Genomic DNA, 21,230 nt, shown 5'->3' on the forward strand with positions numbered 1-21,230 from the left:
ACTTTGTTCAGAGCAGAAAAAAATTGAGGGGAAATGGTATAATGCGTATAGTAATCAGTGGAGGCGGAACAGGCGGACATATTTATCCAGCCTTAGCTTTTATTAAAGAAGTGAAAAGACTGCATCCTGATGTAGAATTTTTATATATTGGTACTGAAAATGGACTTGAAAAGAAAATTGTAGAAAGAGAAAATATCCCTTTCAAATCCATAGAAATTTCAGGTTTTAAAAGAAAGCTTTCCTTTGATAACGTAAAAACGGTGATGAGATTTCTAAAAGGCGTTCAAAAAAGCAAATCTTACTTAAAAGAATTTAAGCCAGATGCGGTCATTGGAACAGGTGGTTATGTGTGCGGCCCTGTCGTTTATGCAGCTTCTAAGCTGAAAATCCCGACCATTATTCACGAACAGAACAGCCTGCCTGGTATCACAAATAAGTTTCTAGCAAGATATGTTGATAAGGTAGCCATCTGCTTTGAAGAAGCAAAGGCACATTTTCCTTCTGAAAAGGTTGTATTTACGGGAAACCCTAGAGCCTCTGAAGTCGTCTCTATAAAAGAGGGGAAATCTCTGAAGGAGTTTGGACTGGATGAAACGAAAAAAACGGTTCTTATTTTTGGCGGGAGCCGGGGGGCTGCGCCGATTAATAGAGCAGTTATTGACATGCAAAATGCATTAAAGGCTAAGAACTATCAGCTTTTATATATCACGGGTGAGGTTCATTATGAAAAAGTGCTGAACGAACTAAAGGAAAAAGGTGCAGCACCTAATATGATCACAAAGCCTTTCTTGCATCAAATGCCGGAGTACTTGAAATCGATTGATGTGATTGTTGCAAGAGCCGGTGCCACAACGATTGCTGAAGTAACAGCCCTTGGAATTCCAACTATTTTTATTCCAAGCCCATACGTGACGGCAAATCACCAGGAAATCAATGCAAGATCACTAGAAAAGCATGACGCTGCAATCGTTTTAAGAGAATCAGAGCTTTCTGGAGACAGCCTCCTTCATGCCATTGATGAAATTGCTGGTAATGAAGAAAAATTAAACGAAATGAGCCGTTTAACAAAAGAACTTGGAGTACCAGATGCGGCTGGACGTTTATATAATGTATTAAAGGAAATTACGATTATATGATGGAATGATATTAGGTAAGGCGGAGGGTAATATGGAGAACTTGAAGAATGAATTATTAGAAGCGCAAGTCGGTAAAGTGCTTGAAAATGAGCCGCTTGCAAATCATACGACAATGAAAATAGGCGGGCCGGCAGATCTATTGATCGTTCCTAAAGATATCGATTCAGTTAAAACGATCATGGATCAGATAAAAAAACACCACGTGGACTGGACGGTTATTGGAAGAGGGTCAAATTTACTCGTACTTGATAAAGGAATACGTGGCGTCGTCCTGAAGTTAGGCGCTGGACTTGATCACTTAACTGTAAATGATGAAGAAATTACAGTTGGCGGCGGCTATTCTGTTGTAAGGCTTGCAACGTCTCTTAGTAAGCAGGGTCTTTCAGGGCTGGAATTTGCAGCTGGTATTCCAGGGTCTATTGGCGGCGCTGTTTATATGAACGCAGGTGCGCACGGATCTGATATCAGTAAGATTCTTGTGAAAGCGAGAATCTTATTTGAAGATGGAAGCATCGAGTGGCTAACAAATGAGCAGATGAACTTTAGCTATAGAACGTCTGTCCTTCAAAAGGAACGACCAGGCATTGTTCTCGAGGCCGTGTTTAAGCTCAAACAGGATGATCGCGAGAAAATCACAAAGAAAATGCAGCAAAATAAAGACTATCGCAAGGAAACACAGCCTTATAATCGACCATGTGCCGGAAGTATTTTTCGAAATCCGCTGCCTGAATATGCAGGACAGCTTGTAGAAAAAGCGAATTTAAAAGGGTACCAAATTGGCGGAGCAAGAATCTCTGATATGCATGGCAACTTTATTGTGAACGCTGGCGGGGCTACTGCTCAAGACGTGCTGGACTTAATCCAGTACATCCAAAAGAAAATTAAAGATGACTACAATGTAGATATGCATACAGAAGTAGAAATTATCGGTGAAGCAAATTAAAAGCAAGTTTTATGAATGATGGCATCACAGGAAAACAAACGGCATGAAAGAATGCCGTTTGTTTTCTCATCAAAAGATGACCCAAAGGTGTGGACAAGCAGCTTTGAATGGGGTGAAGAATATATATGCGGCCTGATCATGAAAATGAAAAGATCGTCAATATAGAAGAACGAATTCCTAAAATTAAAGAACAAAGGAAGCAGAAAGCGAATCGGAGACTAATCTCTTTTATTCTACTGTTTTTTATCATGGTTTTAATCATTATTTATTTGCAGACACCAATCAGTAAAATTTCTTCTTTAACTATTACGGGTAATGAGCATGTCCCTACAAAACAGCTTGTGAAACTTTCCCAGATTAAAGAAGGCGAAACAGAGTTTTGGAATTTAAATAAAGATTTAACAGCAGATCATATTAAGCAAAACAAACTGATTAAAAGTGTCAGTATCAAAAAACATTTTCCAAATAAGGTTAGTATTGCTGTCAAGGAATATGCCAATATTGCCTATCTTCAAAAGGGAAATTTATACTATGAGCTTCTTGAAAATGGGACAGCATTACCAGAAGAAGTCACACCAAGTCATGCAGGACCTATTTTTGTTGATTGGGACAATAAAGAGAAGCTGAAGCAAACGGTTAGATCTTTAAATCAGCTGCCAGCCTCTATTCAGGAACTCATCTCAGAAATATATTATGTGCCAACAAGCTCAAACCAGTGGCTCGTTAAATTTTATATGAATGACGGGAACACCGTGATTGCATCAATTAAAACATTCGCTGATAAAATGAAAACCTATCCTGCCATTGTAAAAGAACTTTCGCCATCTGAAAAAGGCACAATCCATATGGAAGTCGCGACGTATTTTGAAGCGTTTAAATCTAAGAAAAAGGAAGATGAACGTTGAGAGGCAAAACAGTTATATTCTCAATTGTCATGCTTGTTCTTGGTTTTCTGATTTCTTTTTCATACCAATATACTAAGCAGCATCAGGCAGATGTCATTCGAACAGAGCAATGGAAAAAAGAATATTCCTTGAAAAGTCAGCTGACAAAGCAAGAAAAGGCGAATCAGAAACTTGAAAAAGAATTATACAGTCTTCAATCACAGGTTCAAGCCACTGAGTCCAATTTGAAAAATGAAAAAGAGCAGTATTTTAATGTATTGGAAGATGTTGAGAAATACAGAATGTTTACAGGAGAGATCGGTGTAAAAGGAAAAGGGGTAAAAGTATCCCTTGAAGATGCATCTTATATCCCGAGTGGACAAAATGTCAATAATTACATTGTTCATGAGAGCCACATTTTTCATGTGATAAACGAACTGTTTATATCAGGGGCCTCTGCCGTATCTATTAATGGACAAAGAATTACACACCAATCATACATACATTGTAACGGCCCAGTTGTCACAGTTGACGGTGTTCAGCATCCAGCGCCATTTGTTATTTCTGCTATTGGTGATCCGGCTGTGTTAATACCTGCATTAAATATTGCAGGAGGAGTGGTCGATCAGCTGACAAGTGATCACATTTCGATGACGATTGAAAAAAAGGATATTCGTATGAATCCTCTTTTAAAACACAAAGATTAAAAGTGAAAAGGTGAGTGGTGTTGAGGAAAAAGAAGCCTTTACTTAGTTTGACAGCCTTAATGGTGATATTCGGCATCATGGTCTCCATCCAATTTAATTCATTGCAAAAGCCCAAAGTTCGTGATACTCGCGATGTGTGGGAGCTAAGAGAGGATTTATCTGCATCTAAAAGTAAAGAATTGGATTTGCTGAAAGAAATTGATAAATACGATGAAATGCTGAAAAAGTATGGTCATCAAGGAGATCAATCAAAAGAAGCTCAACTAACTAAAACATTAAAAGATTTAAAAGAAAAGGCTGGTTTTACAGAAGTGACAGGGGAGGGAATTGAAGTTGACATCTCTCAGCTCTTCTCCAAGGATCTGACCGGGGAAGAAGTGAAAAATATCCCGCCTGATCTTCTGAAAAAGCTAATCAACGAAGCCAATATGTATGGGGCAAAACATATTTCCATTAATGACCACCGTGTGATTAATACAAGTGTGATTCGAGATATTAATGGTACGACGAAAATGGATGGCTACAGCTTAGATGGTGATGAAGTGACCATCAAGATGATCAGCGATCAGGCCGACAAATTATACAGCCGTTTAAATGTATCAGATATTGGTGATTTGTTTGTTCAGGAAAATTTTGGCTTAAGTATTAGCCAGCCGAAGCAGCAAATTCAATTAAAAGCATATGACGGTGCAATTCAGTTAAACGAGTTGAAGCCTCTTGACGATGTAAAGGAGGGAAAATCTTAATGTGGCTTCCTGTACTTGGCTTAATCATAGGAGTTGCGATCGGTTTCTTAACAAATTTTACGATACCGAATGAGTATTCTAATTATCTTTCCCTCGCTGTACTTGCTGCGCTTGATACATTGATTGGTGGAATCAGGGCACATCTGCAAGGGGCATACGATGAACTAGTGTTTGTATCAGGCTTTTTCTTTAATATTATACTTGCAATAAGTTTAGCTTTTCTGGGCGTCCATCTTGGTGTAGACTTGTATTTAGTCGGAATGTTTGCTTTCGGCGTTAGATTGTTTCAAAATATAGCAGTTATTCGAAGAATTCTACTAACAAAATGGACAATTTCTAGAGAAAAAAAGAAAAAAAGTGAGTCATAAAAAAGGATATACATATGATGTAACGAATATTTTCAGTAATCCTAATAAAAAATGTTGATTTTTTAAGTTTTGTTACACACTTGTAAAAACACATTCATTGTATTGTTGTTCAGCAAATAATAGAATAGAAAGTATTGATATGTGAGGAGGTGCCATAGAATGAACAACAATGAAATTTACGTCAGCCTTGACATCGGTACATCCAATATAAAAGTCATCGTCGGAGAAATGGCGGATGATTCGCTTAACATTATAGGTGTTGGAAATGTCCCTTCAGAAGGGTTAAAAAAAGGATCGATTGTTGATATAGATGAGACAGTTCATTCTATTAGACAAGCATTTGAACAGGCTGAGAGAATGGTAGGTTTTCCTTTACAAAAGGCGATTGTCGGAATTAACGGAAACCACATTCATATTCAGAATACGAGCGGCGTGGTCGCAGTATCTAGTGAAAACAAAGAAATACATGCTGAAGATGTGAGACGTGTCTTAGATGCTGCACAGGTAGTATCTATTCCTCAAGAACATCTCGTCGTAGACGTCATCCCGAGACAATTTATCGTCGACGGAAGAGATGAGATCACTGATCCGAAAAAAATGCTTGGTGTTCGGCTAGAGGTGGATGGATCGTTAATTACAGGTTCTAAAACGATTCTACATAACTGGCTCCGATGTGTAGAAAGAGCTGGAATTGAAATTATGGATATTTGCTTGCAGCCGCTCGCATCGGGCTCAGCAGCATTATCGAAAGATGAAAAAAATCTAGGGGTAGCTCTCGTCGATATTGGCGGCGGATCTACAACGATTTCCGTATTTGAAAACGGGCATCTCTATTCTACTCACAGTATCCCTTTGGGCGGAGAGAACATTACAAAAGATTTGTCTATAGGACTTAGAACTTCTACTGAAGAAGCTGAACGAATCAAAAAACAATTTGGACATGCGTTTTATGATGAGGCATCGTCTGAGGAAACATTTGAAGTTTCTGTCATCGGTACCGATCAGAAACAGACGTATACACAGCTTGAAGCGGCTAATATCATCGAGGCTCGGCTGGAAGAAATCTTGCTCTTTGTGGCAGAGGAATTAAGAAATATGGGTGTCCATGATTTGCCTGGCGGATTCGTTCTAACAGGTGGACAGGCAGCTATACCAGGTATCCTTTCTCTTGCACAAACGGTCTTGCAAAACAATGTTAGAATTGCAAGTCCAAATTATATTGGGGTGAGAGAACCTCAGTATATGACAGGAGTGGGTCTGATCCACTTTGCTTATCGCAATGCAAAGATTCAGGGCAGACAAGTTGGATTCCAAATGCCGGATGAGGCGTTTCATGAAGTAGGCGCATCCATGGAGCCGGTTTCTTCTGCACCACAAGTGAAAGAAGCGCAGCCAAGACCGAAAGTAAAACAAAAAGCACAAGAAGAGACAAATAAAAAACCGGGCAAAATGAAAAAACTATTTAATATGTTCTGGGAATAGAATTAGATTTTCGACGGATTAGGAGGATTCAGCATGTTGGAGTTTGAAACAAATATAGACGGCCTAGCATCAATTAAAGTAATCGGAGTAGGTGGAGGCGGAAATAACGCTGTCAACCGAATGATCGAAAATGACGTACAAGGTGTCGATTTCATTGCAGTCAACACAGATGCACAGGCGTTAAATCTATCAAAAGCAGAAACGAAAATGCAAATCGGTGCTAAGCTGACAAGAGGGCTTGGAGCAGGTGCGAATCCTGAAGTCGGTAAAAAAGCTGCTGAGGAAAGCAAAGAACAGATTGAAGAAGTATTAAAAGGCGCAGACATGGTCTTTGTTACTGCTGGTATGGGCGGTGGAACTGGTACGGGTGCTGCACCTGTCATTGCAAAAATCGCAAAAGATTCTGGTGCATTGACAGTTGGAGTCGTGACTCGTCCTTTCACATTTGAAGGAAGAAAGCGTCAGCTTCAAGCAGTCGAAGGAATTGCTTCTATGAAAGAAGCAGTTGACACTTTAATTGTGATTCCAAACGATCGCTTGCTTGAAATTGTTGATAAAAACACGCCAATGCTTGAAGCATTCCGTGCAGCAGATAACGTGCTACGACAAGGTGTTCAAGGGATCTCAGATCTTATTGCTACACCAGGTTTAATCAACCTTGACTTTGCTGACGTGAAAACGATCATGTCCAATAAAGGTTCTGCTCTTATGGGTATCGGTGTTGCGACTGGTGAAAATCGTGCCGCTGAAGCTGCGAAGAAAGCTATTTCTTCACCACTTCTAGAAACGGCAATCGACGGTGCACAAGGTGTTATCATGAATATTACTGGTGGTACGAACCTAAGTCTTTATGAGGTACAAGAAGCAGCGGACATTGTGGCTTCTGCATCTGATGAAGATGTAAACATGATTTTCGGTTCTGTCATTAATGATAACTTGAAGGATGAAATTGTGGTAACCGTGATCGCAACTGGATTTATTGAGCAAGAGCCAGAGGTGTCAAAACCACAAAGAAATCCATTAGGGCAAGGATTAAAGCAAAATCAATCCATTCCTCAAAAACGTGAAGTAAAACGTGAGGAACATCAGCAGTCATCATCTCAGCCGAGACAAAATACACAATCAAGCGATGATACGCTGGATATCCCAACGTTCTTGCGCAACCGTAATAAACGCTAATCGAGTATCACTCATCCCCTTCCACCGGAAGGGGATTTTTTCATGTTCAATATATAAAGAAACCCGCATCACTACTAATCAAAAAGTCTTAAATGTGTCTGGATTACTTTATCCAACATATGTATTTCGACTTAGAGTGATTAAGTAAAAAGAATCATTTTTAAATCCTATTACAAAAAGCGACAAAATGATGAACTTTATTTGACTACATTAAATAGAACACCATGAATCTTGTCATGAACAAAGGAAAGGGAGGAGTTAAACCCATACACTGTTTGACCATTTGAGGAGGAGGGATTTGATTGAAAGTGAAGTTTCGCAAAACCGCCGGCTATCGTTTGATGAGTCTTTTGGTGATTGGTACTTTAATGATGACAAGCTTTGGGATGGTTCAAGCAAAATCGACTTCTACCTCATATCAAGAGGAAGCTGTTTCCTCCAAGAAAACAAAAGCAAAGATCTCATCTAGATTAATGAAACAGTTTCAACAAGAAGACAAGGTGACCTTTTTAGTCAAAATGAAGGAACAAACCAATGTCAAAAAAGTGGCGAAGGATGCTGTGTCAAAAGCCAAAAAACAAAAGTTAACAGCTGCTAAAACGCAGTACACAAAAAGATCAGCTGTCGTATCAGAACTAAGAGCGACGTCTGAAGAGACGCAGGAAGCGCTGCTTGCTTATTTACAAAAAGCCCAGAAGAAAAAGCAAGTGAAGGATATTCATTCGTACTATATTGTGAATGGTCTCGCTGTGACGGGAACGAAAGAAGTCATGGAAAAGGTAGCTTCCTTCCCAGAAGTAGATCAAGTGCTGCCAAATGAAATCCGTCAAATCCATCGTCCTGTTGATTTGAAGACTTCAAAGAAAAACAAACAAATCAAAGCAGCAGATGGAATCGAGTGGAATATTTCTCAAGTTCATGCCCCAGAAGCGTGGGCTTTAGGCTATGACGGAACTGGTACCGTTGTGGCAAGTATTGATACAGGTGTGGAATGGGATCATCCTGCATTAAAAGAAAAATACCGCGGATTTGACCCTGCACGTCCGAATGAACCTTCTCATGAATTCAATTGGTACGATGCAACGACAGGTTCTAAAGCGCCATACGATGATTTAGAGCATGGTACACATGTAACGGGAACGATGGTTGGCTCTGAGCCAAATGGAGAGAATCAAATTGGAGTTGCACCAGGTGCAAAATGGATCGCGGTGAAAGCTTTCTCAGAAGATGGTGGATCAGATGCTGATCTGCTTGACGCAGGTGAATGGATTTTAGCTCCAAAAGATGAAAACGGAACCCCTCATCCAGAAAAGGCGCCAGATGTGGTCAATAATTCTTGGGGCGGTGGGCCTGGTCTTGATGATTGGTATAAAGATGTGGTCAATGCTTGGAGAGCAGCGGACATCTTCCCAGAGTTTTCAGCTGGTAATACGGATTTATTTAACCCTGGCGGTGAGGGATCTATTGCAAATCCTGCGAACTATCCCGAAGCCTTTGCGACGGGTGCAACAGATCAAAACAACAAACTGGGTTCTTTCTCTTTGCAAGGCCCCTCTCCATATGGGGTCATGAAACCAGATATTGCGGCTCCAGGGGTAAATATTCGTTCTTCTATTCCTGGGAAAGGGTATGAGGATGGCTGGAATGGAACCTCGATGGCAGGTCCGCATGTTTCAGCTGTTGTGGCTCTTCTGCGCCAAGTACAGTCAGATCTGTCTGTTGAAGAGATCGAAGAAATTCTCATTGATACTGCAAAACCGCTGACAGATCAGCAATTCCCGGAATCCCCTAACAATGGCTATGGGGCAGGATTAGTTGATGCAAAAGAAGCCATCACAGCATTAACAGATGGAATTGGCAAGATTGAAGGACAGGTAACAAAAGAAGGAGAAGATACAGACCCACCTGTTTTTTCTCATAAAGGACCGAATGAAATTTTTGCCTCTACACCAACACCTCTAAGTATTACAGCAGAAGATGAAGTAGCTGTGACAAATGTCTCCTTGAGCTATCAAGTGGATCAAGGGAAAAGGGAGACGCTGCAAGCAAAACGAACGGATGGAAATCATTTAAAAGGGACATATGTTGTTCAGCTCCCAGAAGTTGAGGGTGAAAATGTCACGTATCGATGGATTGTGAAAGATTTTGGAGAAAATGAAGCTGCATCAGAACCGTATACGCTTCCGATTAAAACATCCATCACGACTGGCTACTCGCAAGATTTTGAAGCTTGGCCAAGTGGATGGTTCAGTGGTGGAACAAAAGATCCTTGGCAGTGGGGGAAGCCGACCACCGGTCCGAAACAGGCCTTTACTGGAGATCATGTCTATGCTACAAACCTAGACAGTCCTTATGAAAATCAAACAGATGCTCATTTATCTATGCCGATGATTGCTGTACCTGAGTCAGGCTCCTCCTTTTTACAATATCAATACTGGCATGACCTTGAAGCAAATTATGACTATGTGCATATTCATGTGCAGCCTGAGGGGGAAGATGCTGTCCAAGTGGCAGCCTACACAGGCAAAACAAGTGGATGGACAAAAGGAGAAGTAGATTTATCTGCTTACAAAGGTCAGAACGTGAGAGTTATTTTTCAGCTAAGAACGGATGGCAGTGTAACAAAAGACGGTTTTTATTTAGATGATGTGAAAATAACAGATCAAGCCTTGCCTCAAAAGGCAAAGAAACAGCTTGGCGTCATCAAAAAAGAAAAGCCAGCACAGGAGCAGAAGAAACCTGTCGATCCGAAAAGCGCAAAGCCTGCTAAAATAAAAGAAAAACATGTCCAGATGAAAAAGGAAAAAAGTGTAGATGCCCCATCTATCAAAGCTCTTCCGATGAAGGCAGAAATCAGTGTTCTTGAAAGCGGCAAGTCCACGTACACAGATGAAGCGACAGGGAGATATCAGCTTTCTCATGGTGCAGGGGAATTTACAGTGAAAGCTGAAGCATATGGCTTTGAATCACGCACACAAAAAGTCAATATTTCTGCAAATGATCAAGCAGAGGCAAATTTCTCATTACAGCCACTAGAAAAACGAACGATATCTGGCACAATTGTCAATGAAACAACGGGTGAAAAAGTAAAGGATGCTACGGTTTATCTTGTAGAGGATGCGAAAATTGAGCCGGTGAAAACAGATGAATCTGGCGAGTTTTCTCTAGAGGCATTGAGCGGTGTGTATACAGTCAAAGTATTTGCGAAAGGGTTTAAAGGATATTCGTTTACAGCCGATGTGACAGAAAAGCCGCTTGAAAAAGCAATCAAGCTGGAACCTTTCATCGGTTTTGCTGGCGAAATTGGCTACGATGACGGAACAGCTGAAAATGCACGGGCGTTCTATGATCCTGGTAATGGCTGGGCGGTGAAATTTTCATTAGAAAAAGGGAAGAAACAAGCACAGGTCACAGGGGGGCTTTTCCGTTTCTGGACAACAGAGTGGCCAGCCCCTGGCGGGAATGAATTTGCGGTTGAAGTGTATGATGCTTCTGGGAAGGACGGCGCTCCAGGTGAGAAAATTGCTGGACCTTTTAAAGCGAATGCGCTGCGTAATGGTGAATGGACAAAAGTAGATTTAGAAGATCAAGCCATTACGGTGGATGGAGATTTCTATCTTGTCTATATTCAAACGAAAAAGAATACGGAATCTCCAGGCCTTGCAACAGATGAAGATGGACCAAATGCTGAAAGAAGCTGGCAGCTGACAAGCGGTGCCTTTTCTCCTTCTCCAAAAGAAGAGGGAAATTATATGATTCGTGCGCTTGTCCAATATGAAGCAGATGTGCCAGAAATAACATCTCCAAAGGCTGGAACGATCACGAACAAAGATGAACTGGAGATTGAAGGGAAAGCCTCTCCAGGGCTTGATGTAGCGATCTATCAAAACGATAAAGAGATTGCCAAAGTGAAAGCAGATCAGTCGGGTGCTTTCAAAGAGAAGGTTACAGTGTCAAGCGGAGAGCATGTATTCACGGCTGCTACTGTTACGGATAAAGGCGCAACGAAAAAATCCAAATCAGTCAAGGTGATCATTGATCAAACAGCCCCAGTGTTAACGATAGATACACCAAAAAAAGGGGAAAAGTCTAACAAAGAATCACTCACTGTAGAAGGAAAGGTAACGGATGATCATCTTGATCAAGTCACTGTGAATGGAAAAAAAGCAGCAATAAAAGATGGGAAATATTCTGCAAGAATCTTGCTTGAAAACGGGAAAAATACGATCAAAGTAACAGCAAAAGATGCAGCAGGAAACAAAACGACTAAAAAAGTCGATATCGATGTTCAATACGAAGCGCCTGAGATTTCTAAGCTGACACCAGCAGAGAATGTCAATCTATCATCAGGTGAGTCTGTTAAAATTTCATTTAACAGCAGAGAAAAGCTAGACGCAACGTTTGTCATTCACATGCCGCTGACAAACGCGAGATCAAAGCTGCAAAATACAACAGAGCTGCCGCTTCGCGAGGTAGCCAAGGGAACATATGAAGGTTACTGGACAGCTACTTCTACCGCCAAAGCAAAAGGTGCAGTCATTGAAGTGATTGTGCGGGATGATTATGGAAATGTCACACGGCAAAAAGCCCCAGGCACATTAAATATCAATGAAAAATAATCCTTAAGAAAGGCACGCTTCCTTGGAGCGTGTCTTTTTCGTTTCGAATACTTGTTTGTAAGCTTGTCCGGAAGCACACTCTCTTTCTTTGTGCTCTCATTCCTCGACAAAAACAATAACAATCCACCAAAAGTTCTCTATCATCCCCAACAAGAATTGACAGACTTCCATCTCTTGGCTGTTTTATACTGGTACAAACAAGTGCAAGTACTGCTTTTGATTCTTTGTTTCAGATGAAAGGAGCAGAAGGTGGTCATTTATTTAGATGTGATTTGGCTGTTAAACTTTTGTTTTGATCTATTGCTTCTCTTACTCACTGCATTTATTCTCAAACGACAAGTAAAAAAACGGCGATATATGTTAGGAGCTCTGATTGGATCGAGCATTGTTCTCTTGCTCTTTACACCATTTGCAATGTTTGTGTCACACCCTCTAGGCAAACTGCTTTTTTCTGTCTTGATCGTGCTTGCAACTTTTGGATTTCAAAGATTTCGATTCTTTTTTCAAAACCTGTTTGCTTTTTACTTTGTCACATTTTTGATGGGAGGAGGCATGATCGGGGTTCATTCGTTTTTACAAACCAATACTGTTATTCAAGACGGGCTGCTGATTTCACAAAATGATGGCTTTGGTGATCCCATTAGCTGGCTTTTCGTTTTAACCGGCTTTCCTGCGATTTGGCTCTTTTCAAAGAAACGATTAGGAGAGGTCGGTGCGAAAAAAAGACAGTTTGATGAACAAGTCCTTGCGGAGATACACATTCAAGGAGAGACCATCCGCTTAAAGGGACTCGTCGATTCTGGCAATCAGCTGTATGATCCTATGACGAAAACACCTGTGATGATCGTTCAAGCAGATCAACTCATGTCCATTTGCGGAGAGCCATTTATAGAGCTTATGAAGCAGTCTCATCCTGTTGAAGTGATGCAAAAGCTCGATGATCAATTTCCGCTTTTTGACCGTTTAAGACTTGTTCCATATCGAGCGGTCGGTCATGATCACGGGTTTCTTCTATGCTTAAAACCAGATACGGTCATCATTTATTCAAAAACGCATATGATCCAGCCAGCCAAGTGTTTTGTAGGCATGAGTCTGAGCGGTTTATCAGCAGATCAGGAATTTCAATCCATCATTCATCCAGATATGTTAGACGGAAAAATCATCCAAGGGGTGTCTTAAGTTTTGGTGATGTCTTTTATCTTACGAGGTCAACTTGACATTTAGAAGGGAGAAGAAGATGAAAAAATTAAAATTTAAACTCAGTTACTACTGGTATAAACTCCTCATGAAGCTAGGTCTTAAGAGTGATGAGATTTATTATATTGGTGGTAGTGAGGCGCTGCCGCCGCCATTATCAAAGGATGAAGAGCAGGAACTGCTTGTCAAATTACCAAAAGGTGATCAAACAGCAAGGGCTATCCTGATTGAAAGAAATTTGCGGTTGGTGGTCTACATCGCAAGAAAATTTGAAAACACAGGGATTAATATTGAGGATTTAATTAGTATTGGAACTATTGGTCTAATTAAGGCAGTCAATACATTTAACCCAGAAAAAAAGATCAAGCTTGCGACATATGCTTCGAGATGTATTGAAAATGAGATTTTGATGTATTTGCGCCGAAATAATAAAATTCGTTCAGAAGTGTCGTTTGATGAGCCGCTCAACATTGATTGGGACGGAAATGAACTGCTTTTATCAGACGTACTTGGAACAGATGATGATATTATCACACGAGATATTGAAGCAAATGTAGATAAAAAACTTTTGAAAAAAGCGCTGGAACAATTAAATGACCGCGAAAAGCAGATCATGGAGCTTAGATTCGGCTTGGTTGGCGGTGAGGAAAAAACCCAAAAAGATGTCGCTGATATGCTAGGCATTTCCCAGTCGTATATTTCAAGGCTTGAAAAAAGAATTATTAAACGATTACAAAAAGAATTTAACAAAATGGTCTAAAAAAATTTTTAAAAAAGCCCTGTCCCTTTGCTGTCAAAGGAATCAACTTCTTTTCTCATGATTCTCGTCATCACTCGTGCATATTTTTCCATCCCAAGGAGATACTGAACTTTGTACAACAGCTCCTGTAGGGAGGGAAAAAAGTGTCCAGAAATAAAGTGGAAATCTGCGGAGTCGACACCTCCAAACTGCCTGTTCTGAAAAACGAAGAGATGAGAAAATTGTTCAGACAGCTGCAAGATGAGGGTGACGATACAGCAAGAGAAAAGCTAGTCAATGGCAATTTGCGGTTGGTTTTAAGTGTGATTCAGCGTTTTAACAACAGAGGCGAGTATGTGGATGATCTCTTCCAAGTAGGCTGTATCGGATTAATGAAATCAATTGATAATTTTGATTTAAGCCACAATGTCAGATTTTCAACTTATGCGGTCCCTATGATCATAGGAGAAATCCGTCGATACTTGCGTGATAACAACCCAATTCGGGTGTCTCGTTCACTAAGAGATATTGCCTACAAAGCGCTTCAGGTTCGTGAGAGGCTGATTAGTGAGACAAGCAAGGAGCCAACGGCAGAAGACATTGCCAAAGTGCTGGAAGTGCCTCATGAGGAAATTGTCTTTGCCCTAGATGCGATTCAAGATCCTGTTTCTTTGTTTGAACCGATCTATAATGACGGAGGAGATCCGATTTATGTGATGGATCAAATTAGTGATGATCGGAACAAAGACACACAATGGGTAGAGGAATTGGCCTTAAAAGAGGGAATGCGCAGATTGAATGATCGAGAAAAAATGATTCTCCGCAAACGCTTCTTCCAAGGAAAAACGCAAATGGAAGTCGCTGAAGAGATCGGGATTTCTCAAGCACAAGTCTCAAGACTTGAAAAAGCAGCCATCAAACAAATGAATAAAAACATCTTTTAAAGCCGCCGCTTCATGTGCGGCTTTTTTCATTCTTGGAAAGAGCACGTCTCTAGTATTGACTCTGTTATTTTTTTCATTTAATCTGTTTTTAACAAATGTTATTTTAGATATCATTTGTTAGGGAACACTTAAGCGGAAAGAAGGGTTATTATGACATTCCATGATGAAAGAAGGCTGCTCATTAAGGTTGCGCATATGTATTATGAAGAAGGCGCCACTCAATCTAAAATAGCAGATGCTGTTGGGGTTAGCCGTTCGCTCATATCGAAATATTTGGCAAAAGCACGTGAAGCAGGAATCGTGGAAATCATTATTCATGATGAAATGAATCAACAATATGGATCTTTAGAAAGAAAAATAGAGCGGAAATACGGGCTGCGAGAAGTCGTCTGTGTGGAAACGCTCAGCCAAGAAACAACAAAAAGCCGAATCGGCGCTGCGGCGGCAGGCTTTTTATTAAAAGTCATGAAGGATGGACAAGTCATCGGTTTTTCCTCAGGAACGACTTTGCATGAAATGGCGAAAGCGCTTACGTCAGTTCAGCACTACCCATCCGTGACATTTGTTCCGCTTGTCGGGGGTGTGGGAAACGAAGATGTTGATATCCATGCCAATTATATTATTGCGAGATGCACAGAGGCACTCAAATCTAAATGTGAGTTTTTACATGTGCCTGTCATGCTTGATACGAAAGAAGCGAAGGATGTACTGATACGGCAGCCGTCAATCAAAAAAGTGATTGAATTAGGAGAATCATCAAATATTGCGGTTGTCGGGATTGGCGGGGTTCCGCAGCATTCAACGATGGTGAAATCTTATATGACAAGCGGTGAGGAGGATATTCTTCAAGCGAAGGATGTAGCGGGTGACATTTGCTATAACTTTATTGATCACCAAGGGGAAGTGTATCCTCACCCATGGAACGACAGGGTAATGGGCATAAGCCCGCAAAAGTTGAAAGAAATCCCGCTAGTCATTGGTGTCGCTGGAGGAGAAGAAAAAGTTGAAGCGATCCGGGCAGCATTAGAAGGTGGATTAATTCATGTATTAATTACGGATGAACGAACAGGAGATGCCTTATTAAAGTAACTACCTAATATGATTAGGTAGTTTTTTTGAGTCTTTAGACTCAAAAAGATTGAAAATTTTATCGATTTTATCTTGACACAAAGTTGACACATCATATAAACTAAGTTCATAACAAATGATAAATAAAATAACAAATGTTACAAGAAACAGATTTTTGTTAATTTTTATAACATTTGTTAAAAGTTTCAGATTATTTTTCTAGCAATCTACCCGAGAAGCAAGAAAACCTGAAAGGATGATTTAGATGTCAATCTATCAACAGTTGTTAGCTCGAGAACGCAGTGGAGATCCAATCAAAGTAGGAATTATTGGGGCAGGCCAAATGGGCTTTGGACTTATTTCACAAATTTCTAAAATTCCAGGCATGATTGTAGCAGGTGTTTGTGATATTCACCTTAGTGCAGCAGAGAAGGCAGCGAATTTTTACAAGCAGCATGCGAAGCCGCATCAAATGGTCGTCACAAATGATTATAGAGAAGTGATTCAATCAGATTTTGTGGAAGTTGTCGTAGATGCAACAGGAGTGCCAGAGGTCGGAGCAAACATTTCTTTGGAAGCGCTTAATTCAAAGAAACATCTCGTTCTTTTAAATGTAGAAGTTGATATTACCATCGGTTTGGTGATGCATAAATTATTCACAAATGCAGGACTTGTTTATTCTGGATCAGCTGGAGACGAACCGGCAGCAACACTAGAATTATATGAATTTGCAAAAACAATGGGACTTGAAGTGCTCGTTGCTGGGAAAGGCAAGAACAACCCATTCTTCCCAGAAGCAAATCCAGATACGTGTAAAGCAGAAGCAGATAGTAAACATATGAGTGCACATATGCTCGCTGCCTTCCAAGACGGAACAAAAACAATGGCAGAAATGAACTTATTAAGTAACGCGACAGGGCTTTTGCCAGATAAAGTCGGTATGCACGGAGTCGAAGCAAATTTAGAGAATGTAGCAGATAAATTGAATCAAAAACAACAAGGCGGCGTGCTCGATAACTTCGGAGTCGTTGAATATGTAAATGGACTTGCTCCTGGCGTATTCGTTATCGTCAAGAGTGATCTAGAGCCAGTAGATGAAGAGCTTCGTTACTTAAAAGTTGGAAAAGGTCCTCACTACACGCTTTACCGTCCTTTCCACTTAGCGAGTCTTGAAACACCTGTTACCATCGCAAAAGCGGTCTTACAGCATGATTCATCGATCCACCCGATTGGTGTACCAGTGTCAGAAACAGTCGCTGTTGCGAAAAGAGCTATTAAAGCAGGGGAATCACTTGACGGGATTGGCGGATACTCCGTAAGAGGTGTACTTGAAACGCATCAAGACATGAAAACGAACGGTCACATTCCAATTGGTTTAATCAGCGGAAAAGTCGTAGCGAAAAAAGACATCAAATTAGGACAGTTCCTGACTCATGATGATGTAGAGCTTGATTCAAACACAACCGTCTGGAAGCTGCGTTCATTACAAGATCACTTATTTCAATCATAAGGACGTGAAGCTATGGAAAAATTAGCAATCGTACTTTGTATCATTCTCATCGTGCAGTATGGGTTATCTTTTATTCAAATCAAGTATTACCGCAAAAGCATGGACTCACTAATTGATGACTACAGAGGGAAACAAGGCTATCACTTATTTTCAGGAATGGAACGGCGCAAAGTTGGCCCTGGGGCCATTGCGCTCATCATTGTGGATGAATCGTATATCATTCAAAAATGCCATGTGCTTGGCGGCGTGTCGATCTTATCTAAATTTAAAGAAGTCCCTGCATATGAAGGCAAGCATGTAGGGGCTGTGCTGGATGAGCACCACATGATGAAGAAAACGTTGAAAAAGCGTAAAAAGGCGCCAGCTGTCATGCAAGCACTTTCCATGGCGGCTGAGCAGGCACTTGTCTCGATTTCGAAAAAAAATATAACAAATGTGAACTAAAGAAAGGGGAGATGAAACATGGAATGGATTCAATGGTTTGGAGAGCACTTTATCGGAATGTTTGAAGCCGGCGGAAAGCAGTTCATGGGTCTGATTACAGGTATCGTTCCAACGCTTGTTGTGTTACTTACTTTCACTTATGCTGTCATGAAATTTATTGGAGAAGAGCGAGTGAATAGAGCCATTCAGTTTGCAGCGAAATATACCATTTTGCGCTACACGTTAATGCCGATCTTATCTGTTCTTATTTTGACAAACCCAATGGCTTATACGTTTGGCCGCTTCTTACCTGAAAAACAAAAACCAGCATTCTATGATTCAGCTGTTTCATTTGTTCATCCGGTGACATCACTGTTCCCGTATGCCAACGCAGGAGAACTATTTGTCTACTTAGGAATTGCGAACGGGATTAAAGAAGCTGGATATTCAATGTCAGAGCTTGCTGTTCGTTACTTCTTAGTCGGGATCGTCGTCATTTTGCTACGCGGAATCATTACTGAATGGATTACAAAATATTTAGCAGGAAAAATGAAAGCGAATTCACAATAGGGGAGGGTTAGACATGACAAACCACAAAGTATTTGTTGCAAAAGGTGCTGGCGGATGGGGAGAAGGCTTAGAGCTTGAACCAACTGGTAAAAGAAGAAAGGTTGTTTCCATTACAGGGGGAGGCATTCACCCGGTTGCACGTAAAATTGCAGAAATGACAGGGACAGAAGCATGTGATGGCTTTAAAAACTCTATACCAGAAGATGAAATGATGTGTGTTGTCATTGACTGCGGGGGAACAGCGCGAATCGGACTTTATCCAATGAAACGCATTCCAACTGTAGACGTTTTGGCATCCTCTCCTTCTGGGCCGCTTGCTAAACATATTACAGAAGATATCTTCGTATCAGGCGTAACAGAAAAAGATATTTCCTATGCAGAAGCATCTGATGGTGAGGCGAAAGCAGAAGGTCAGGAAAACAGTGAGTCGATTGATAAAGAGAATTTCAAAGAAACGTATGCAAAGCTGAAAGAGGAAAATATTGAGCGGCAGGAAAAAGGCAATTTCCTGATGAGATTCTCACGCGGAATCGGGAAAGTCACCGGTACGTTCTACCAGGCTGGCCGTGATTCTGTTGATATGCTTTTGAAAAACATTATTCCATTCATGGCATTTGTCAGTATGTTAATTGGAATTATCAATTATACAAAAATCGGTGATCTGATTGCCCATTTTCTATCACCTTTGGCAGGATCTCTTTGGGGGCTCTTACTGCTTGTTGTGGTCTGTACACTGCCGTTCCTATCACCTGTCTTAGGACCTGGAGCAGTCATTGCCCAAGTCATCGGTGTTCTGATTGGTAGTCAAATTGCACTAGGTAACATTCCGCCTCAATTTGCACTTCCTGCACTATTTGCCATCAACGGTCAAGTAGGGTGTGATTTTATTCCAGTGGGGCTGTCACTTGGTGAAGCGAAGCCGGAAACGGTACAATATGGGGTACCAGCTGTTTTGTATAGCCGTCTTATTACAGGGGTTCTATCTGTTGTGATCGCATACGTTGCCAGCTTCGGTATGTATTAAACGTATTAAAGGAGGAATCGAGATACATGGTAACACAATCTGTCGTAAAAGAAATTGGGATCTTAGTCCCGCAATTTAAAGAAGATAAGCTGATTGTTTTATTTGGACCCGCAGCGCCGCAGGAATTAAGAGATATGTCTGTCATTCATGAGTTCGAACATCTAGAAGAAGAGCCGCTGAAGCTAGGCGGAACCATTCAAGTGGGCGATCAAACGTACACGATCACAGCCCTAGGCAATAAAGCAAATGACAACTTTAAAGAGCTCGGCCATATTTCGATCTACTTCCAAGAGCCGTTTGATGATGTATTACCAGGAGCTGTATTTGCATCCCCGCACACGTTTCCTGATATAAAAGAAGGCGTACGAATTGAAATTTCGTAACCTTGTAAAAAAGCTGTTCCTAAATTGGAGCAGCTTTTTTATATGAGGTTTACCAGAAAGAGCATTTACGATATGCTGTAAACATTCATTATTTGTATATTCAGAATTTTTACTCAGGAGGAAGTTATGGTGTCACTTGAATTGAAGAATGTTTCATTAAAAAGAAATGGGAAATGGCTGCTGCAGTCTGTTGACTGGCAGGTAAATAAGCAGGAACACTGGGTGCTTTACGGTTTAAATGGTGCGGGGAAAACCGCTTTATTAAATATGCTCTGCTCCTATTATTTCCCCACGTCAGGCGAGATGACAGTGCTGGGGCATGTCTTTGGCAAGGAAGCTCTTGGTGAAAAGCTCAGGAGGAAAATTGGTCTCATCTCAGCGGGACTTGAAAAGAAATTGCACAGAGACGACAATGCTTTTGAAATTGTTTTAAGCGGCGCATTTGCTTCTATCGGGCTTTATGAAACCCCGACAGATGAAATGAGAGAGAAAGCCATTGATCTATTAAAAGCGTTTGGTTCATTCAAATATGCCAACAGAACATATGAAACCCTCTCACAGGGAGAGAAGCAAAAAGTCTTGATTGCGAGGGCTTTAATGAATGATCCGCAGCTCTTGATTTTAGATGAACCTGTGACGGGTCTTGATTTTTTAGCAAGAGAGCAAGTGCTGGAGACCATCTCATTTATTGCAGCTAAACCTGATGCGCCTACTTTGCTCTATACGACCCATCATGCAGAGGAGATTCTGCCTGTTTTTCAGCATACCTTATTATTAAAAAATGGATCGGTTTTTGATCAAGGAGAAACAAAAGAGATGATGACAAGCGGCCTGCTTTCTTCTTTTTTTGAATGTCCGGTAGATGTCATGTGGAGAAATGGCCGTCCGCATTTAAGCAAATTGTAGATAAAAGAAACTATTGGTCTGCTTCCCTGCTTTTCCATCATACATATTATAGTAGAAAACGAAAGGCGGGGAAGGACAGATGATCAGTATTTCTGAATTCCAAATCAAGGATGTCGTCGATGTATCCAGCGGGAAAAAATTAGGTACCATTGGGGACATTGATATTAATGTCACAAGCGGCAAAATCCAAGCGATTATTATTGGCGGCACAGGTAAAATGATGGGATTTTTCGGAAAAGAAGAGGAAATGATTGTCCCATGGCGAAATATAGTAAAAATTGGCGAAGATGTGATACTTGTCCGCTTGTCTTCTTAATTCGTATAACTCCTCAATGAATCATTCAATTTTTCCTTAAAATAAACTCTTCATTCTTAGCAAACAATGTCTTTTTCGGGTAAAAA

General features: G+C 40.8%; 20 protein-coding genes. All 20 read left to right on the forward strand.

Translation table 11 applies throughout. The features are described from left to right. Positions 1-41: 41 nt before the first annotated feature. A complete protein-coding gene (gene murG / locus H7F25_RS06175; protein ID WP_185854382.1) occupies positions 42-1,136 on the forward strand; it encodes an undecaprenyldiphospho-muramoylpentapeptide beta-N-acetylglucosaminyltransferase in 1,095 nt (364 codons plus the stop codon). A 31-nt stretch (positions 1,137-1,167) separates the two neighbouring features. Next, complete coding sequence (murB, locus tag H7F25_RS06180) at positions 1,168-2,079, forward strand: UDP-N-acetylmuramate dehydrogenase (protein WP_103132572.1); 912 nt, start codon at positions 1,168-1,170, stop codon at positions 2,077-2,079. Positions 2,080-2,204: 125 nt separating this feature from the next. After that, on the forward strand, positions 2,205-2,984 hold the full coding sequence (locus tag H7F25_RS06185; protein WP_024424256.1) for a cell division protein FtsQ/DivIB: 780 nt from the start codon (positions 2,205-2,207) through the stop codon (positions 2,982-2,984). Beyond that, positions 2,981-3,670 carry a DUF881 domain-containing protein gene (locus tag H7F25_RS06190; RefSeq protein ID WP_024424255.1) on the forward strand — a complete coding sequence of 230 codons (690 nt, stop codon included), beginning with the start codon at positions 2,981-2,983 and terminating at the stop codon, positions 3,668-3,670. Before H7F25_RS06185 ends, H7F25_RS06190 begins: the two co-directional genes overlap by 4 nt. A 20-nt stretch (positions 3,671-3,690) precedes the next feature. Then, positions 3,691-4,416: a DUF881 domain-containing protein gene (locus H7F25_RS06195; protein WP_185854383.1), complete on the forward strand. Its 726-nt coding sequence runs from the start codon at positions 3,691-3,693 to the stop codon at positions 4,414-4,416. Continuing rightward, on the forward strand, positions 4,416-4,784 hold the full coding sequence (locus H7F25_RS06200; protein ID WP_003210988.1) for a small basic family protein: 369 nt from the start codon (positions 4,416-4,418) through the stop codon (positions 4,782-4,784). Before H7F25_RS06195 ends, H7F25_RS06200 begins: the two co-directional genes overlap by 1 nt. A gap of 159 nt (positions 4,785-4,943) precedes the next feature. Continuing rightward, entirely contained in the window at positions 4,944-6,266 is a 1,323-nt protein-coding gene (gene ftsA, locus H7F25_RS06205) for a cell division protein FtsA (protein ID WP_024424253.1), read from the forward strand. A 33-nt stretch (positions 6,267-6,299) separates the two neighbouring features. Then, positions 6,300-7,445 (forward strand): cell division protein FtsZ, encoded by a 1,146-nt coding sequence (gene ftsZ / locus H7F25_RS06210; RefSeq protein ID WP_024426931.1) that lies wholly within the window; start codon positions 6,300-6,302, stop codon positions 7,443-7,445. Between the two features lie 302 nt (positions 7,446-7,747). Beyond that, positions 7,748-12,064: a S8 family peptidase gene (locus H7F25_RS06215; RefSeq protein WP_185854384.1), complete on the forward strand. Its 4,317-nt coding sequence runs from the start codon at positions 7,748-7,750 to the stop codon at positions 12,062-12,064. 249 nt (positions 12,065-12,313) lie between these two features. Then, complete coding sequence (gene spoIIGA, locus H7F25_RS06220; protein ID WP_185854385.1) at positions 12,314-13,243, forward strand: sigma-E processing peptidase SpoIIGA; 930 nt, start codon at positions 12,314-12,316, stop codon at positions 13,241-13,243. A 58-nt stretch (positions 13,244-13,301) separates the two neighbouring features. Further along, positions 13,302-14,021, forward strand: coding sequence for an RNA polymerase sporulation sigma factor SigE (gene sigE, locus H7F25_RS06225; RefSeq protein WP_034623684.1), 720 nt, complete (start codon positions 13,302-13,304; stop codon positions 14,019-14,021). A gap of 143 nt (positions 14,022-14,164) precedes the next feature. Next, a complete protein-coding gene (gene sigG / locus H7F25_RS06230) occupies positions 14,165-14,944 on the forward strand; it encodes an RNA polymerase sporulation sigma factor SigG (protein ID WP_024424250.1) in 780 nt (259 codons plus the stop codon). Positions 14,945-15,094: 150 nt separating this feature from the next. After that, positions 15,095-16,033 carry a sugar-binding transcriptional regulator gene (locus H7F25_RS06235; protein WP_185854386.1) on the forward strand — a complete coding sequence of 313 codons (939 nt, stop codon included), beginning with the start codon at positions 15,095-15,097 and terminating at the stop codon, positions 16,031-16,033. A 244-nt stretch (positions 16,034-16,277) separates the two neighbouring features. Then, positions 16,278-17,522 carry an NAD(P)H-dependent oxidoreductase gene (locus H7F25_RS06240; protein WP_056766377.1) on the forward strand — a complete coding sequence of 415 codons (1,245 nt, stop codon included), beginning with the start codon at positions 16,278-16,280 and terminating at the stop codon, positions 17,520-17,522. Positions 17,523-17,534: 12 nt separating this feature from the next. Next, positions 17,535-17,966, forward strand: a complete 432-nt coding sequence (locus tag H7F25_RS06245) for a transcriptional regulator GutM (RefSeq protein WP_024424247.1) — start codon at positions 17,535-17,537, stop codon at positions 17,964-17,966. A gap of 18 nt (positions 17,967-17,984) precedes the next feature. Continuing rightward, entirely contained in the window at positions 17,985-18,515 is a 531-nt protein-coding gene (locus tag H7F25_RS06250) for a PTS glucitol/sorbitol transporter subunit IIC (protein WP_024424246.1), read from the forward strand. Between the two features lie 13 nt (positions 18,516-18,528). Beyond that, entirely contained in the window at positions 18,529-19,539 is a 1,011-nt protein-coding gene (locus H7F25_RS06255; RefSeq protein WP_024426936.1) for a PTS glucitol/sorbitol transporter subunit IIB, read from the forward strand. A 26-nt stretch (positions 19,540-19,565) separates the two neighbouring features. After that, positions 19,566-19,922 (forward strand): PTS glucitol/sorbitol transporter subunit IIA, encoded by a 357-nt coding sequence (locus H7F25_RS06260; RefSeq protein WP_007499733.1) that lies wholly within the window; start codon positions 19,566-19,568, stop codon positions 19,920-19,922. Positions 19,923-20,051: 129 nt separating this feature from the next. After that, on the forward strand, positions 20,052-20,828 hold the full coding sequence (locus H7F25_RS06265) for an ABC transporter ATP-binding protein (RefSeq protein WP_024424244.1): 777 nt from the start codon (positions 20,052-20,054) through the stop codon (positions 20,826-20,828). A gap of 79 nt (positions 20,829-20,907) precedes the next feature. Further along, positions 20,908-21,144: a YlmC/YmxH family sporulation protein gene (locus H7F25_RS06270; protein WP_008344958.1), complete on the forward strand. Its 237-nt coding sequence runs from the start codon at positions 20,908-20,910 to the stop codon at positions 21,142-21,144. The last annotated feature ends 86 nt before the right edge of the window (positions 21,145-21,230 follow it).

This window comes from Bacillus sp. PAMC28571, assembly GCF_014250435.1.
GTDB classification, from domain to species: Bacteria; Bacillota; Bacilli; order Bacillales; family Bacillaceae; genus Bacillus; species Bacillus safensis.

Excerpts from the sequence above, each read along its gene's own strand:
- murG (WP_185854382.1), top strand. The coding sequence starts at position 42 with ATGCGTATAGTAATCAGTGGAGGCGGAACAGGCGGACATATTTATCCA.
- murB (WP_103132572.1), top strand. The coding sequence starts at position 1,168 with ATGGAGAACTTGAAGAATGAATTATTAGAAGCGCAAGTCGGTAAAGTG.
- H7F25_RS06185 (WP_024424256.1), top strand. The coding sequence starts at position 2,205 with ATGCGGCCTGATCATGAAAATGAAAAGATCGTCAATATAGAAGAACGA.
- H7F25_RS06200 (WP_003210988.1), top strand. The coding sequence starts at position 4,416 with ATGTGGCTTCCTGTACTTGGCTTAATCATAGGAGTTGCGATCGGTTTC.
- ftsA (WP_024424253.1), top strand. The coding sequence starts at position 4,944 with ATGAACAACAATGAAATTTACGTCAGCCTTGACATCGGTACATCCAAT.
- ftsZ (WP_024426931.1), top strand. The coding sequence starts at position 6,300 with ATGTTGGAGTTTGAAACAAATATAGACGGCCTAGCATCAATTAAAGTA.
- sigE (WP_034623684.1), top strand. The coding sequence starts at position 13,302 with ATGAAAAAATTAAAATTTAAACTCAGTTACTACTGGTATAAACTCCTC.
- H7F25_RS06235 (WP_185854386.1), top strand. The coding sequence starts at position 15,095 with ATGACATTCCATGATGAAAGAAGGCTGCTCATTAAGGTTGCGCATATG.
- H7F25_RS06240 (WP_056766377.1), top strand. The coding sequence starts at position 16,278 with ATGTCAATCTATCAACAGTTGTTAGCTCGAGAACGCAGTGGAGATCCA.
- H7F25_RS06245 (WP_024424247.1), top strand. The coding sequence starts at position 17,535 with ATGGAAAAATTAGCAATCGTACTTTGTATCATTCTCATCGTGCAGTAT.
- H7F25_RS06250 (WP_024424246.1), top strand. The coding sequence starts at position 17,985 with ATGGAATGGATTCAATGGTTTGGAGAGCACTTTATCGGAATGTTTGAA.
- H7F25_RS06255 (WP_024426936.1), top strand. The coding sequence starts at position 18,529 with ATGACAAACCACAAAGTATTTGTTGCAAAAGGTGCTGGCGGATGGGGA.
- H7F25_RS06260 (WP_007499733.1), top strand. The coding sequence starts at position 19,566 with ATGGTAACACAATCTGTCGTAAAAGAAATTGGGATCTTAGTCCCGCAA.
- H7F25_RS06270 (WP_008344958.1), top strand. The coding sequence starts at position 20,908 with ATGATCAGTATTTCTGAATTCCAAATCAAGGATGTCGTCGATGTATCC.